Consider the following 13278-nt stretch of genomic DNA (forward strand, 5'->3'; position numbering starts at 1 on the left):
CACAGCCGGGCAGCATACGTTGCCCCGGTGAAGTGGTCGCGCCAGCGCCTCTGATTCTCGGCGAAGAAGCCGGTGGTGAGGGGACGGGGGTACTGGGAGGACCGGATTCGACGGCGCGCTCTTGGCAGGGCTTGTGCGTACTCTATCGCGACTGGTTTTGCTCACCACACGCCCGCCCCAAACCGATGCGCCGCGCGCTGCTCGTCCTGCTCCTTCTCGGTCCGACTTCTGCGGTGGCACAGGAGACGCTCGGCATTCCCGACGCGCCGGTGCTGTGGCTGGGCGCGGGGACGGTCCCCGGCATCGGCCTGCAGGCGAGCTATGCGCTCCCCCTCGCAACGCTCCTCACGCGCGAGGCGACGTTCTACGCGGGCTTCACCCCGCGCAAGGATGGCGCCGATGGCGAACTGCGCATCGCGGCGGGCGTCGGTGGGAGCATTCGGGTGCTGCGGGCCGGCAACCTCACCGGCGCGCTCAACGCCGAGCGTGCCGACCTCGACGTGGGTCTGCGCTTCGGGCCGTCGTTCCTCTTCGCGCTCTACGAGCAGACGGCGGCCAGCCGCGCCCGCGCGTTTCGCGTCTTCATCGATCCGTTCGTGCGCGGCGCCTACCAGTTCGAGAGCGGCCTCGTGGTCTACGGCGAACTCGGCGCACAGGACCCGAGCGTGCGACTTGGTATTGGCTTGGGACTATAGGTGCCTACTCCAAAGAAGTAACTAGATGAAAGTCGACATTGTAGTCTGAGTTGATTACAGTTTGGGTAACGGCTTCCTACTCGAGGAGTCTGGTTCATCTACAACTACTCACAGATGCTAAATCTAATCCCCCCACCTTACGAGCGTCAGTAGTGCTCTGGCTCTGATGCTATGCCTAGCGATATCGCTGTTTGCAGGATGTGACGAACAAGCTCCGACAGGGCCAAATGTTCAGAGCTTAAGCGCTAGTTCTTCCGTCAGCATTGCCGAGCATCCAGCCTATAGGACCATGCTGTAGACGCAGCGCACGGTCTACAATCACCTGTCGGCAGCCGTCGGCAGCCGTCGGCAGCGGCGCAGACATCGCGCAGCTGAAAGCCGATTATGCTGCCGAGAACTATGACGCGATGTATGAATCGATCGCGCTCTCTCCCTCCGAGGTGTCTTTGCTAGACCAGACCTATTCGCAAGCGTTTGAGACGCTGCGCGATGAGTACCCGAACGAAGTTGTAGAAGAAGCTCGTCAGGGTTGTGCTCAGGGTACAGACCAACTCGACCTCGTGGCTTCTCTCGTTGCAGACAGCGCTCGCACCGCATTTGCGGCGAAAGAAGATGGCTGTGGGCTAGGCGGCTACGCCTGTGCTATAGCGTGTGGGCTAGCTTCTCCGACTATCATCGTGGCAACGCTTTGCGGTGTATCGTGCTACTGTGGCTTCTGTGCAGAATGCTGATCACGGAACGGCCGGCCAGACAAAAACTAAACGCCATATTGCCATGGAATGGATCTCAATTCTTCTCATCGCGCTCATCCTCACAGGCATATACGTGGGTTCGAAGCGGCTGCCCGCCTCGTGGCGGCTCGCCATCGCGGCCCCGCTCGCGCTCTACGTTGGTTATGCACTCTTCGCGCGCGGTGAGACGTTTCCGCTCATCGTGTTCGCAAGTGCCCTCGCACTAGGAAGCGTTCAGATGCTACGGCAGCGACAAGCTCCAAGAGTGGAGTGATACCCTGCTGTACGTTCTCGACACCGAGGCTACTGCGTTCCGACGCGGTGGCCTCGTTGCGTCTACCGGAACACGATCTCGCGGATGACCTCGCGGCCGAGGTGCTGGTTGAGCCGCTCGCGCCAGCGCTCGCGCTGGAGGTGGAGCTGGTGCCGCCACATCGCCGAGGTGAGGTGCACGAACAGCACGCCCTCGCGCACCCACACCTTCGACGTGACGCCGTTGACCGTCGGCCCGGCGAGGTGCGCCCACTGCTCGATGGCCCGCACCTCGTCGATGCGTTGCCGGGCGCCCATCCGGTCGATGACGGACTGGAGCACGGCGCCGAGCGATTGGGGACTGCTGGAGGACATCAGGCGAGGGGGATGGTGGTCTGTAAAGGTGCTGGTGGGCTGGTGCCGTGTCAAGCGAAGAATCGCGGCGGCGTTACCCGTCGGCGTCGCGGCTCGGCTGTCCGGGACTTCGGTTCGTCCTCGACTCGCACCGCGCGGGTACTTTGCGGCCGTCGTCCATCAGCCTTCGGTTTCGTTTCATGCGCCTGCTCCTGCTGCTCCTGCTCACGGCCCCGCTCGCGGCGGCCCAGCCGTCCGCCTCGCCGGACACGCTCCGCCTCGACCTCGCCGAGGCCATGCAGCGCGCGCTCAACGACAGCCCGGAGGTTGCCATCGAAGCAGCGGGGCAGGACTTCGCCGAGGCCCGCGCGCAGCAGGCGCGGCGCTCGCGCTATGCCACCGAGTTCACGCTCACCACCGGCCATGCCGTCGCACCCGGCCTGAGAGGAGTCGACCCGGTGCTGGATCCCAACGCGCAGTACCTCAACTCCGAACTCCGCAACGACTGGGCTGACCCGCGGCCCTACAACCAGTACGAGGTCGAACTCCTCCAGCCGCTCTACACCGCGGGTGAGTTGGGCGGGCAGATCGCTGCGGCGGAGGCCGGTGTCCGTCTGGAAGCGGCGGAGGTGGACCAGAAGGCAAGCGAGGTCGCGCTGCGGACCGGCGACCTCTACTACACGCTCCTGCTCACGCAGCGCCTCGACGCGCTCACCGCGGAGGCGGGCGATGCGCTCAGCGTGGCGCAGCGCGAGCTTCAGGCGCTCCTCGACGAGGGCGATCCGGACGTGGACGACGCCGACCTCTTTCAACTGCGGCTCTTCGAGCAGGAGTACCGCCGCCAGGTAGCCGAAGTGCGCGAGCAGGCGGCGCTGGCGCGGATCGCGCTCGCCCGGCAGGTGCTCACGCCCAACGCCGTCGTCGTGCCCGCCGACCTCGACCTCACGGCGGTGACCTTTCAACGGGACGCCCTTGGTGTCTACCAGGACGTCGCGCTGGCACAGCGCTCGGAGATGCGCCGGGCGCAGGCAGGCTATGCCGCGCGCGACGCGCTCGTCCGGGTGGCGCGCTCCGATTTCTACCCGAAGCTCTTCCTCAGCATCACCCAGGGCGGACGTTATGCGGCCGGACGTCGGCAGCAGGCCAACCCCTACGTCTCCGATGATTTCCTGGGGACGGGCCTCCGCGCTGGCGTGGGCATTCGCCTCAACCTCGCCTACCACCAGACGCGCGCCAAGGTCGCCCAGGCTATCGCCGAGCGCGACGAGGTCCGCGCCCAGCGCACCGCCGCCGAGCAACTCATCCTGTTCGACGTCGAGGAGGCCTACCGGCAACTCGTGATCGCCGAGGAGGCGCTTGTGTCTCGCCAGGAAGCGACCTCCATCGCGGGCGACTGGCTGCGCACCGAGCAGATCAACGCCGACCTCGGCTTCGGGACGACGGACAACCTCGTCGCTGCTGTCCGCGCCGACCTCGACGCCCGCGCCGCTGAACTCGCTGCGGTCCGCGCCTACAACGTGGCCGTGCTCACGCTCCTCGACGCCACTGGCACGCTCCCGACACGCCTGGCCAGCGGCGCACTGTTCGATTGAGGCGGCTCGCTACTAACCGCTATGCTGGTGCGCCCGGGTGCGCGCCCGCGTGACGCCATGCCAGACGAGGCCGCCGATCAGGACGAGTGCCGGAATGCACCGGCGATGCAAACGAGCACCGGCCCCATTACGCCTCCCCTTTCTTCGCCGCTGCTTTTTGCAATGCACGGTAGGCGCCGCACCACCAGTCGGAGTCGCGGGTGAGCTTGGTCACGGTCACGTCCTGGAAGCGTGGTACGAGGGCAATCAGCGCGGGCGGGATGGCTGCCCAGTCCTGCGCCAGCAGCAGCGCTTCGAGGTCGTCGGCGGCGTAGCGCGCCCAGAGCCAGTCGGCGCGCAGCTTCTCGGACTTCTTCCAGTAGTTGCGCTCGTCCCAGGCGTGCGCGCTCTCGTCGATGGTGCGGTAGATGCCGCGCAGGTTGTGGACGAGGAAGGCTACCATGTCGCGCGCCTCCTCGTCGAAGCGACCCGTGGCGAGGCCCGCGTTCTGGGCAAGCAGGCGGAGGACTTCGGCGCACGAGCGCTGGTGAGCGCGACGGCGCTTGGCGGGCGTGTCGCCGGTTTGGATGACGCGGCCCATGGCGGCGGGGGTTGATGAGCGAAGCAGACGGCGAGAAACTACGGCGATTCGCGGCGAAGGACCGGGCGTGACAGTCTCCTCGAAGGGAGCAATTTGGTGACGCCCCAGCGACCTGCTGACTCTGCGACGATTCGCGGCCTGAATACTGTCAAAAAGTCTAGCAGCGAGCCGGGCCCGTGCGTATTCTGACGGCGAGGCTAAGTCGTTAGAGCGTGTACCCTGGGGTAAGGTGCTGGGTCGCTGGATTGGTTGCATATTGCTGGGCGCGCTGACGGTCGGAAGCGGTGCCGCGCAGCGTGCGGATTTGCGTTTCGAGCATCTGACGATCGAAGACGGCTTGCCGCAGACGTTCGCGACGTCCGTAGCTCGTGATTCGCTCGGCTTCCTTTGGTTTGGCACGGCAGGCGGCCTAGCGCGCTACGACGGGTATCAGTTCGATGTCTTCGAGCTAGACCCGGACGACCCGGCTTCCTTGCCGGATCCGGTCGTGCGTGCTCTGCTCGTGGCCCGCGACGGCACCCTGTGGGTAGGGATGAACAGCGCCGGGGCCGCGCGTTTCCTACCGAGCACGCAGCAGTTCGAGCGCATCCCGGTCGGTGTGCCCGACGCCGCGCATCTTCCCAACGGCCAGGTCAACGCCCTCCACCAGAGTGCGGATGGTGCGCTGTGGATCGGAACTGCCGACGGCCTCGTGCGGCGCGACCCGGCGACGGGAGCGCTAGTGCACCTGCGGGATGGCGGCCGCTTTAGCGTCACGGCGCTCGCGGACGCCGAGGGGGGCGGCCTCTGGGTGGGTATGCAAAACGGGCGGCTCTACCACGTGGCCCCGGGCACACGCGTGCTCCGGCGTCAGGACCTCGCTGGCGTGGAAGCGTCGGGAGTGAGCGTGGTCAGCTTGCACGACCGCGAAGGCCGTTTGTGGATGGGTACTTCTGACGGGCTGCGCGCCTACAATCCAGGTACCGGAACGGCACAGGCCTTCGATGCGGCGCTGCTCCAGCAGCCGATCGAGACGCTTTTTGCTGAGCCGAACGGGTGGCTGTGGCTCTCCACCCCCGAAGGGTTTGTGCTCTTCGACACGAACACCGAGCAGGTCATCACGGTGCGCTCGAACGCTCCGGGCAACGCGATCAACCTGCCGCAGGCCCCCGCGCTGGATGTGCTCTACGACTCCGCAGGGATGTTCTGGATCGCCACGGCAGGCAGTGGGGTGGCCTACGCGGACTTCCAGACCTCGCCCATCGGCGTCTACCGCAGTGAGCCCGGTGCTCTGGCCTCACCGAGTCTCCGCTCGATCGCGTCGGACTCGCTTGCGATTTGGGCGGGCTTGAACTCGCAAGGCCTGAACCGCATCGACCGCGTGACCGGCACGGTGACCCGCTACCCGCTGCCTGCGCCGCCGCCGGGGGTCCCCTGGACCAACCAGGACGACGCCACGGTGTACGGCCTCGACTTCGACCGGCAAGGGCGGCTGTGGTCGGTGGTACAGTGGGGCGTGCGGCGGCACACCGTCTCGGGCGCCGTGGCGCAGACTTACCTATTCCCCAGCGCGGCCTATGGTATCTGGCGCCCAGCGTTCGTGCACGAGGACCAGGCGGGCACTCTGTGGGTAGGGGGCAGCGTCCTCGCCACGCTTGATCCGGTGACCGGGCAGTTCGAGGAGAGCCTCCCCACGATCGTACGCGCGGTCCACGAAGCCGCCGACGGCGTGCTCTGGCTCGCCTCGAACGACGGCCTCCTCCGCTACGACCCGCGAACGGGCGCCCGCGCCTCGTTCCGGCACGACCCCGCCGACCCCGCCTCGATCCCGAACGACGCTCTCCAGGCCGTCGCGGCACAGGGCGACTCCGTGCTCTGGCTCGGCAGCGCCGCCGGCGTCGCGCGCTTCGACGTGGCGACCGGGCAAGCGACACGCTACTCCCGGTCCAACTCGCTGCTCCCCAACAACTTCGTCAACGGCGTGCTTGTGGACGACACGGGGTACGTCTGGGTGAGCACCAACGGCGGCCTCGCGCGCCTCGACCCGGCTACTGGCGCCGTGACCACGCTCAGCGCAACACGTGGGGTGCAAGGCCGCGAGTTCAACCGTGGGGCCTACCACAAAGCAGCCGATGGGACCCTGATGTTCGGCGGAATCGACGGGCTCAACGTATTCAAGCCGTCACGGCTGCGCGACAACCCATACCCGCCCGCTGTGCAGCTTCGGCGGATCGTTGCCGGCGCCGACGTCCTTGTACCAGGTCCCGGTGCGCTTGCCGCAATGCTGGACGACGGAGAGTCACTGCGCCTACGGTCCGACCAAGACGTGCTCTCGTTCGAGTACGTCGGCTTGCACTACGCCGCGCCAGAGGAGAACCGCTACCAGTTCATCCTCGACGGGGCCGATGCGGACTGGCAGCCTCTCACGGCGAGCCGCGAGGCCCGGTACACGCACCTGCCTCCAGGCTCCTATGCGTTTCGTGTACGTGCTCGCAGCGCCTACGGCGTCTGGAGCGACGACGTGACGCTGGCGCGCCTTGTGCTGCCACCTCCGTGGTGGGCTACCTGGTGGTTCCAGCTGCTGCTCGTTGCAGGAGTGCTGGGGACCATCGGCGCCCTCGTCCAGTGGCGAACGACCGAGGCGCGCGCCCGCGCGCGGAGGCTGCGCATCGAGGTGGCAAACCGGACCAGCGACCTCACCCGAGAACAGGCGCAGACGGCCCGGCAGGCCGAAGCGCTCGAAGTCGCCAACCAGCAGCAGCGGCGCCTCTTTGCTAACCTCAGTCACGAGACGCGCACGCCCCTCACGCTCATCCTCAGCCCCGTCGAAGACACGCTCGCTCGCGACGACCTCACGGACGACCTGCGTGCGATGCTGGAGCGCGTCCGGCAAAACGGACGCCGGCTACTCCACCTCATCGACCAGATCCTCGACCTCTCGCGCATGGAAGTCGGGCAGACCCAGGTCCGCCTCCAGCGCGTCGACCTCGGCGAGTTCGTTGCTGCGCTCGCGGTCGCGTTCGAAGGCCATGCCACCCGGCGCGGACTCGTCCTCTCCTGGGGGACTCCCGACGAGCGCGTGGTCGGCGACTTCGACGTGGCGTTGCTCGAACACATCCTCTTCAACCTCACCGCCAACGCCATCAAGTACACGCCCGAGGGTGGCAAGGTGCGTGTGTCGCTCTCGGTCGAGGACGAGGGCGCGACCGCTGCGCTGCGGGTCCGCGACACGGGCATCGGCATTCCCCCAGACCAGATCGATCGCATCTGGGAGCGGTTTGCGCTTGTGGACGAGGGGCAGGCGAGCAGCACCGGCATCGGGCTGGCGCTCGTGCAGGAGGCCGTCGAACTCCTCGGCGGCACCGTCGGTGTGGAGAGCCGTCCAGGCTTTGGCACCACGTTCACCGTGCGCCTTCCTGTCCAGGACGCTCAGCTAGACGGGGCTCCCGTCGGCGAAGCCTACGTGCCGCAGGCAGACCTGGCCGATGCCGTTCCCGCTCAGCCACCTACCGTCACAGGCCGACTTGCGGGCTACGCTGCCGCGGACCGAACGACGGTGCTGGTGGTCGAAGACGCCGCTGACGTACGGGCCTACCTGGCGAGTCTGCTTCGGGCCGACTACCTCGTCGTGGAGGCCGCCGACGGCGAGGCTGGGCTGGCCAAGGCCCGCGAGCGGACGCCGGACCTCGTGGTGAGCGATGTGGCGATGCCTCGCATGGACGGGCTGGCGCTCGCCGAAGCGCTACGCGCCGACCCCGACCTCGGCTTTGTGCCAATTGTGCTCCTCACCGCGCGGGCCGACGTAGAAGACCGCGTCGCCGGGCTCGAGTCGGGCGCCGATGCCTACCTCGCCAAGCCGTTCGACCCCCGCGAGCTTCGCGCGACCGTGGCCAGCCTGCTGGCTTCGCGCCGGGCTTGGCGCGAGCGTCACGCCGCTGCTGTGACGCCGGTCATCGACGCGTTCCCTGGAGTCGTTTCCGCAGATGAGGACTTACGGGCGCGCATTGAGGCGGCCATCCACGAGCACTTCGCGGACCCCGCGTTCTCTGCACGTGACCTCGCGGAGGCGGTCGGCCTGAGCGGTTCGCAGCTGCGCCGCCGGACCCACGAGCTCCTCAGCGCGACGCCTACCGAGGCGATCCGGGCATACCGACTCGCCCAGGGAGCGTTGCTTCTCCGGAAGGAGTCAGGCACGGTGGCCGAGGTGGCCTACGCCGTCGGATTCAACAGCGTCTCCTACTTCACTCGGTCGTTCGGGGACGCCTATGGTCGCACGCCGACGGCCTACATCGCCGAGGGCAAAGAAATAGGGTAGGTCGACCAAGTTCCACACTGACGTGTGTCATTCTGGATGGAACTTGGTGTTGCACGATGAGGCGGTAGCAGAGCAGTGCTGTGCACAAAGCGCGCAGGGGCTTGCGGCATCCGTGCACGGGCGTACTGAACAGTGTTATGCGCGCTTTCTGGTCGCGCACGCGCACAGTGGCTCCCGATACTGAGAGCCCTACCACGGAACCCTCCCCCTCATGCTCTGGGCTGCCCTGAGCCTTTCGGTCACTCCCACGGCGCCCTACGCCGTGTCCCCGCGCATGAAGCACGCCATCGACAGCCTCGACCTGGACGCGCCCAGACGGGTCCGCGCCGCCGTAGTGTCGGATGCGCCGTCGCTTCAGGTCTTCCTGAAGCACTGCCTGGACCCAGTGTTCGAGGTCGTGGCGGTTACGGCCGTACATGCCCTCGCGCAGACCGGCATCGAGCTGCTCGTGGCGGATCTCTACACGCTTGACCACCAGACGGAGCCGGATCTGGACCTCCTGGGCGAGGCCTACCGGGGGGTTCCCCTGCTGATCGCGTCCCAAGAGTCGGCACTGGGGGGGCAGACGCTGCCTGCGGCGGTGGTCGGCCGCCCCTACGCGACGGTGCTCTTGCCCACGAGCCCCACCGATCTCCGCCGCGCTGCCGCCGCGCTCCTCGCCACCTCCACGAGTTCCCCCTCCCCCTGAACCACCACCACGAGTGCCGTGCTCCGTAGGCTAGAGCGGACGCGAGTGCTCGGCAGGGGGAGGGGCCCCATTGCGTGTGTCCCCACACAAAAAAGCGCCTCGCTCGAGAGTAGATGAGCGAGGCGCTTCAGGTTGGTCCGGGTCGTCTACTGAATCGTGACGGGGAACGTAAAGTTGAGGTCGTTTCCCACGACGCCAGGGACCTCAGGAGCCGTCGCCGTGTCGTCGCGCTTGGCTTCAGGGAGTGTGTCGGGATCCAGGTAGTTGCGCAGCTTGACGCGGAACGTGCCGGTGGTCGTGCTACCGTCTGAGACCGTGACGGCGAACGTAGCGCCGAGTTCGTCTCCCTCACGGTCTAGGTCGAGGTCAGACACCGTGAGGCGGCGGGCGGCGCCGCCACCGGGCGTGTAGAAGAAGCGGTACGTCTCCGGCTCGTTGTCGCGGACCTCAACGGTGACGTCTTCGGCGGGCGTCACAAACGTGTTGAGCAGCTCGATGCTCACGTCGTAGGTCGTGTTGGTATCCAGGATGATGTTGGTCGTGTTCTGGAGCACGCCAGCGTCGTTGAAGTTCGCGATGAACGTGATGCCGTTCCCGCCAGCCCGTGGCGTGAAGGTGAGGTTGACGGTCGAGATCACGTTCTCGTCGCTGGCACTGTCGTCGTTGGAGTCGCAGGCGGCGAACACGAGGAGACAGGCGGGAATGAGAAGCAGGGCGAGGGCACGGGGCAGAGCTGGGACAGACGGCGTCATGGTTGACGGGGTGGTAGGCGATGGAGACCCATCAACGGCGGCACGATGGGGCGACCGGAGCTTTGGGTGAAGTGTCGAGAGGAACAAAAGTAGTTGCGGCAATCCGTGTCAAGGAGATTCGTGGCGACTACCCGAGGTGGGTGGAGTCGTCGCGCAACTGGAGCGTCCACGGCGGGCACGCCCGTCCGCGTCAGGACATGTATTAAGCAGACTTGTGAGCGATTTCTGATTGAGCCTGCCTCGCTAGGGTCCCGTTGCTGGAAGCCCACTCTGAATGCCCTCGGCCATGACCTGGACCTTCTATCGCCTGTTGCACGATCGCACGGCCCCTTACTTCGTGTTTCCCCGAATGATGCATGCCACGAAAGCCTCGACCTCGACGCCGCTTAGGCCTCGCGTGTGCTCGTCGTGATGGTGTCGGATGCCTCCTCGCTTCAGGTGTTCCCCGGGCACTGCCTCGGCAAGACGTTCGAGGTCGTGGTGGTTCCCACGCTCTGCCTCCTGGCTGAGGCCACCGCTGAGGCCCCGCCGACGCTCCTCGCCGCAGACCTCTACACACTCGATCACCAAGGGGCCACGTACATCGCCTTGCTGCAGGATTACGCGGCCTTGCCGCTGCTGATCGTCTCGCAGGAATCGGGCTCTGGAGTGCGCGGCTGCCAGCCTCCGTCCTCGACCGGACGCCCGCCACGCTACCGCTGTCTACGGCATCCAATCACCTCCGCCGGGCCACTAAGGCGCTCCTGGGCCTCTCCGAGCGCTTCTCCTTCCCCTGACCACAGGCACTGCAAGCTCCGTGGCGTGTTACGCGGGGGCGGGTGCGCCGGTAGGGAGAGGGGCCCCGTTGAACGATGCGTTCCCCTAGCGCCAGCGAAGCGCACCCCGCTCGACCTGAGCCGGGCGGGGCGCTTTCTTGAAAAGTGAGTACTGATCGATTAGTGTGTCTTGATCACCTTCCCTTGTCCAACGCTATCTCCATAGACGTAGCGATAGAAGTATATCCCTGCAGGAAGGCTAGGGATGTTAAGAGCAACGCTATGTTCGCCCTCCTCTAGAATCCCGTCCAACACCGTACTAACCTTCCTACCGGACACATCAAATACCTCCAGGGTGAACGAACCGCTCTCCGGAACTGTCACGCTGAATCGAGTCTGGTGAACAAATGGGTTGGGGTAGTTTGTAACCTCAAGGTGTACCGGTGGCTCAGAGCCGAGAGCTTCCGAAAAGAAAGAAACAGGGGGGCCTCCTGTGGAAGTGAATCCGAGTATCTCCGCAGGAGTGGATACAGGACCACCCGGTTGAGAGCACGAGAAATATCTATTACCACCCCAGCAGTAGACTTTTCCGTCTTCGGTAAGTGCCAGACCCATATCGCCATTAGCAGAAATATCAATTACATCCTCACTGGAGGGGATGGTTAGGGGGGCAAACGTATTGCTATAGCCACTCAAAAGGCCTAGCCCAGTCTCCCCGTTTCTGTGGCTCCCAATCGCATAGACCTGATAAAAGCTAGAAGGATCTTGAACTCGGACGAATGTAGCTCTTGTGCTGGCCTCCACCTGAACAGCATTCCTGAATCCTCCGCGTTCGATAGGTCGCAAGGTGTGACCGTCCAATGGGCTTCCGCCGATAGCAAAATTGTTGCCCCAGACGTACACCTCCCCTCCTCTGATGGCGGCAGAGTGACCAGACCCAGCCGCAATGGCGCTAACCTGAGAAAGGTTTACAGGTGTGGGATTGCCCTCCCTATCACTATAGTCACCAAGACCGAGGGCTCCATCTCTACCTTCACCTACGCTGTACAGACGATTGTCGGTCGTCCTGAACAAGGAAAAATCAAACCCCGAAGCGACTTCCGCTGTGGGTAGAAAATTGACCTGAAAGGGAGATGCCTGGTCTGAGTAAGGAGATGGGTGTGGAAACCCAAGTTGCCCGTCGTGATTCCAGCCCCAGGCAAAAAGAATACCGTCCTGATTAATGCCAAAACTCTGGCTGCTTCCAGCGGAAATGTAGTCAGCCGGTGGTCCAACGGGTTGGGGAAAAGGTCTGTAGGCAAAATCGTCCACCGAGCCTATCCCTAGCTGCCCTCTGTTGTTGCATCCCCAACTCCATATGGTGCCGTCTGAGTCCAGGGCAAGGCGATGGTCGCCTCCTGCGGCAATTTGTGTTATGGTTACTCCAGCAGGAAAGTCGATTTTGATAGGGAAGCTGTCGAAAGTCTCATATGGAAAGGAACAATCCGTTCTGCCCCACTGAAAAACCTCGCCGTTGCTCGATAGAGCAAGCCCATAGCTACCCCCGGCATAGATGTCGACAATCTGCGCTAGTGCGGGCTTGGGTCCCTTCTCTGAAACGGTTGGAGCTGCTTCCCCTCCGCGCTGAGCGAACGCGAAGTTAGCAACTGAGGTCGAAAAAATGAGAAAAAGTGTCGCTGTAAAAGTCCAGTAAAACTTGTACGTAGGGTATTGCATCTAGGCAAGGGTTGCAGGTTAGTGAGGCGGGGTCGCTCGGGCATTATATATGATTATGTCGCTATTGTCAAATTTCGTTACTAACATGGTCTGACGAGCATATTTGACTTACCTTAAAGCAGTGGCTCTTACTAAATTCTGCACTGTCGTCACCACAGAGACACCAAGAAAGCGCCCCGCCCGAATGTGATCGAGCGGGGCGCTTCGTGTCGATTCAGTCCCCTTACCTACTGAATCGTCACCGGGTAGGTGAAGTTGAGGTCGTTCTCCACGACGTTGGGCGTCTCCTGCGTAGACGGCGTAAGGTCGCCAGCCTTCTGCTCACGCGGACTGTTCGGGCCCATTTCCTCCCCGCCTTCGTAGTGACGCAGGACGAGGCGGATGTTGCCCGAGCCGGTCGCATTGGCGGCCACGGTGAGGAGGAATTCGGTACCGAGCGGCTGGTTGAACCGGTCCAGGTTGCGGTCCGAGATGGTGATCGCACCGCTGTTCGATCCTTCAGGGATGATGAAGACTTGGTGGGCGAAGTCCTCATCTTCGGTGATCTCCTCGTTGAGTTCGAGCGGCTCGTCTTCGAAGCGGTTGCTGAAGACAACAACGGCGTTGTAGGCCGTGCCGGCCATGAGCGCGATGTTCGGAATCTGGCCGTTCTCGCCGTTCTCGTCGAAGACCGCATCGGCGGTGATTGCCGCGCCGCCGCCGACCGGTGTCAGCGTGATGGTGATGTTCGAGAAGACTTCCTCCTCGCCCGCGATGGGGGTGTCGTCGGGGTCTTCGGAGTCACAGGCAGGCAGCACGACGAGTAGCAGCGCGGCCAGGCCTAGCGGAAAAAGGAAAGAGGGAAAGCGTCGAGTAAGAGTCATGGTGAG

General features: G+C 64.5%; 10 protein-coding genes. 5 read left to right on the top strand and 5 right to left on the bottom strand.

The genetic code is table 11. The features are described 5' to 3' along the window. The first annotated feature begins 185 nt into the window (after positions 1 to 185). Together AAFU51_15415 and AAFU51_15420 are read left to right on the top strand one after the other, a co-directional pair. The gene (locus tag AAFU51_15415; GenBank protein MEO1572644.1) at positions 186 to 695 is read left to right on the top strand and encodes a hypothetical protein; all 510 of its coding nucleotides are present in this window, start codon (positions 186 to 188) and stop codon (positions 693 to 695) included. A gap of 774 nt (positions 696 to 1469) precedes the next feature. Continuing rightward, positions 1470 to 1700, top strand: coding sequence for a hypothetical protein (locus AAFU51_15420; protein ID MEO1572645.1), 231 nt, complete (start codon positions 1470 to 1472; stop codon positions 1698 to 1700). Between the two features lie 62 nt (positions 1701 to 1762). On the opposite strand, the gene AAFU51_15425 is transcribed toward AAFU51_15420, so the two are convergent. After that, positions 1763 to 2053, bottom strand: a complete 291-nt coding sequence (locus AAFU51_15425) for a DUF721 domain-containing protein (protein MEO1572646.1) — start codon at positions 2051 to 2053, stop codon at positions 1763 to 1765. A 179-nt stretch (positions 2054 to 2232) separates the two neighbouring features. Here AAFU51_15425 and AAFU51_15430 point away from each other — a divergent pair, with 179 nt between their 5' ends. After that, positions 2233 to 3624, top strand: a complete 1392-nt coding sequence (locus AAFU51_15430) for a TolC family protein (protein ID MEO1572647.1) — start codon at positions 2233 to 2235, stop codon at positions 3622 to 3624. Positions 3625 to 3751: 127 nt separating this feature from the next. Here the strand turns inward: AAFU51_15430 and AAFU51_15435 are convergent, their stop codons facing one another. Further along, positions 3752 to 4204, bottom strand: coding sequence for a hypothetical protein (locus tag AAFU51_15435; protein ID MEO1572648.1), 453 nt, complete (start codon positions 4202 to 4204; stop codon positions 3752 to 3754). Positions 4205 to 4541: 337 nt separating this feature from the next. Here AAFU51_15435 and AAFU51_15440 point away from each other — a divergent pair, with 337 nt between their 5' ends. Together AAFU51_15440 and AAFU51_15445 are read left to right on the top strand one after the other, a co-directional pair. Then, positions 4542 to 8498, top strand: coding sequence for a two-component regulator propeller domain-containing protein (locus AAFU51_15440; GenBank protein ID MEO1572649.1), 3957 nt, complete (start codon positions 4542 to 4544; stop codon positions 8496 to 8498). A gap of 211 nt (positions 8499 to 8709) precedes the next feature. Then, the gene (locus tag AAFU51_15445; GenBank protein ID MEO1572650.1) at positions 8710 to 9186 is read left to right on the top strand and encodes a hypothetical protein; all 477 of its coding nucleotides are present in this window, start codon (positions 8710 to 8712) and stop codon (positions 9184 to 9186) included. A 146-nt stretch (positions 9187 to 9332) separates the two neighbouring features. Here AAFU51_15445 and AAFU51_15450 read toward each other — a convergent pair whose 3' ends face one another. The 3 genes from AAFU51_15450 to AAFU51_15460 form a co-directional block, all read right to left on the bottom strand. Beyond that, the gene (locus AAFU51_15450; GenBank protein ID MEO1572651.1) at positions 9333 to 9938 is read right to left on the bottom strand and encodes a hypothetical protein; all 606 of its coding nucleotides are present in this window, start codon (positions 9936 to 9938) and stop codon (positions 9333 to 9335) included. A gap of 935 nt (positions 9939 to 10873) precedes the next feature. Then, entirely contained in the window at positions 10874 to 12409 is a 1536-nt protein-coding gene (locus tag AAFU51_15455) for a T9SS type A sorting domain-containing protein (GenBank protein ID MEO1572652.1), read from the bottom strand. Positions 12410 to 12636: 227 nt separating this feature from the next. After that, positions 12637 to 13272 (bottom strand): hypothetical protein, encoded by a 636-nt coding sequence (locus AAFU51_15460; GenBank protein ID MEO1572653.1) that lies wholly within the window; start codon positions 13270 to 13272, stop codon positions 12637 to 12639. Positions 13273 to 13278: the final 6 nt, after the last annotated feature.

This window comes from Bacteroidota bacterium, assembly GCA_039821555.1.
In the GTDB taxonomy this organism is placed as follows: domain Bacteria; phylum Bacteroidota; class Rhodothermia; order Rhodothermales; family Rubricoccaceae; genus JBCBEX01.

Coding starts and splice junctions, on each gene's coding strand:
- AAFU51_15425 (MEO1572646.1), bottom strand. CDS start 2,053: ATGTCCTCCAGCAGTCCCCAATCGCTCGGCGCCGTGCTCCAGTCCGTC.
- AAFU51_15455 (MEO1572652.1), bottom strand. CDS start 12,409: ATGCAATACCCTACGTACAAGTTTTACTGGACTTTTACAGCGACACTT.
- AAFU51_15435 (MEO1572648.1), bottom strand. CDS start 4,204: ATGGGCCGCGTCATCCAAACCGGCGACACGCCCGCCAAGCGCCGTCGC.
- AAFU51_15420 (MEO1572645.1), top strand. CDS start 1,470: ATGGAATGGATCTCAATTCTTCTCATCGCGCTCATCCTCACAGGCATA.
- AAFU51_15445 (MEO1572650.1), top strand. CDS start 8,710: ATGCTCTGGGCTGCCCTGAGCCTTTCGGTCACTCCCACGGCGCCCTAC.
- AAFU51_15460 (MEO1572653.1), bottom strand. CDS start 13,272: ATGACTCTTACTCGACGCTTTCCCTCTTTCCTTTTTCCGCTAGGCCTG.
- AAFU51_15415 (MEO1572644.1), top strand. CDS start 186: ATGCGCCGCGCGCTGCTCGTCCTGCTCCTTCTCGGTCCGACTTCTGCG.
- AAFU51_15430 (MEO1572647.1), top strand. CDS start 2,233: ATGCGCCTGCTCCTGCTGCTCCTGCTCACGGCCCCGCTCGCGGCGGCC.
- AAFU51_15450 (MEO1572651.1), bottom strand. CDS start 9,938: ATGACGCCGTCTGTCCCAGCTCTGCCCCGTGCCCTCGCCCTGCTTCTC.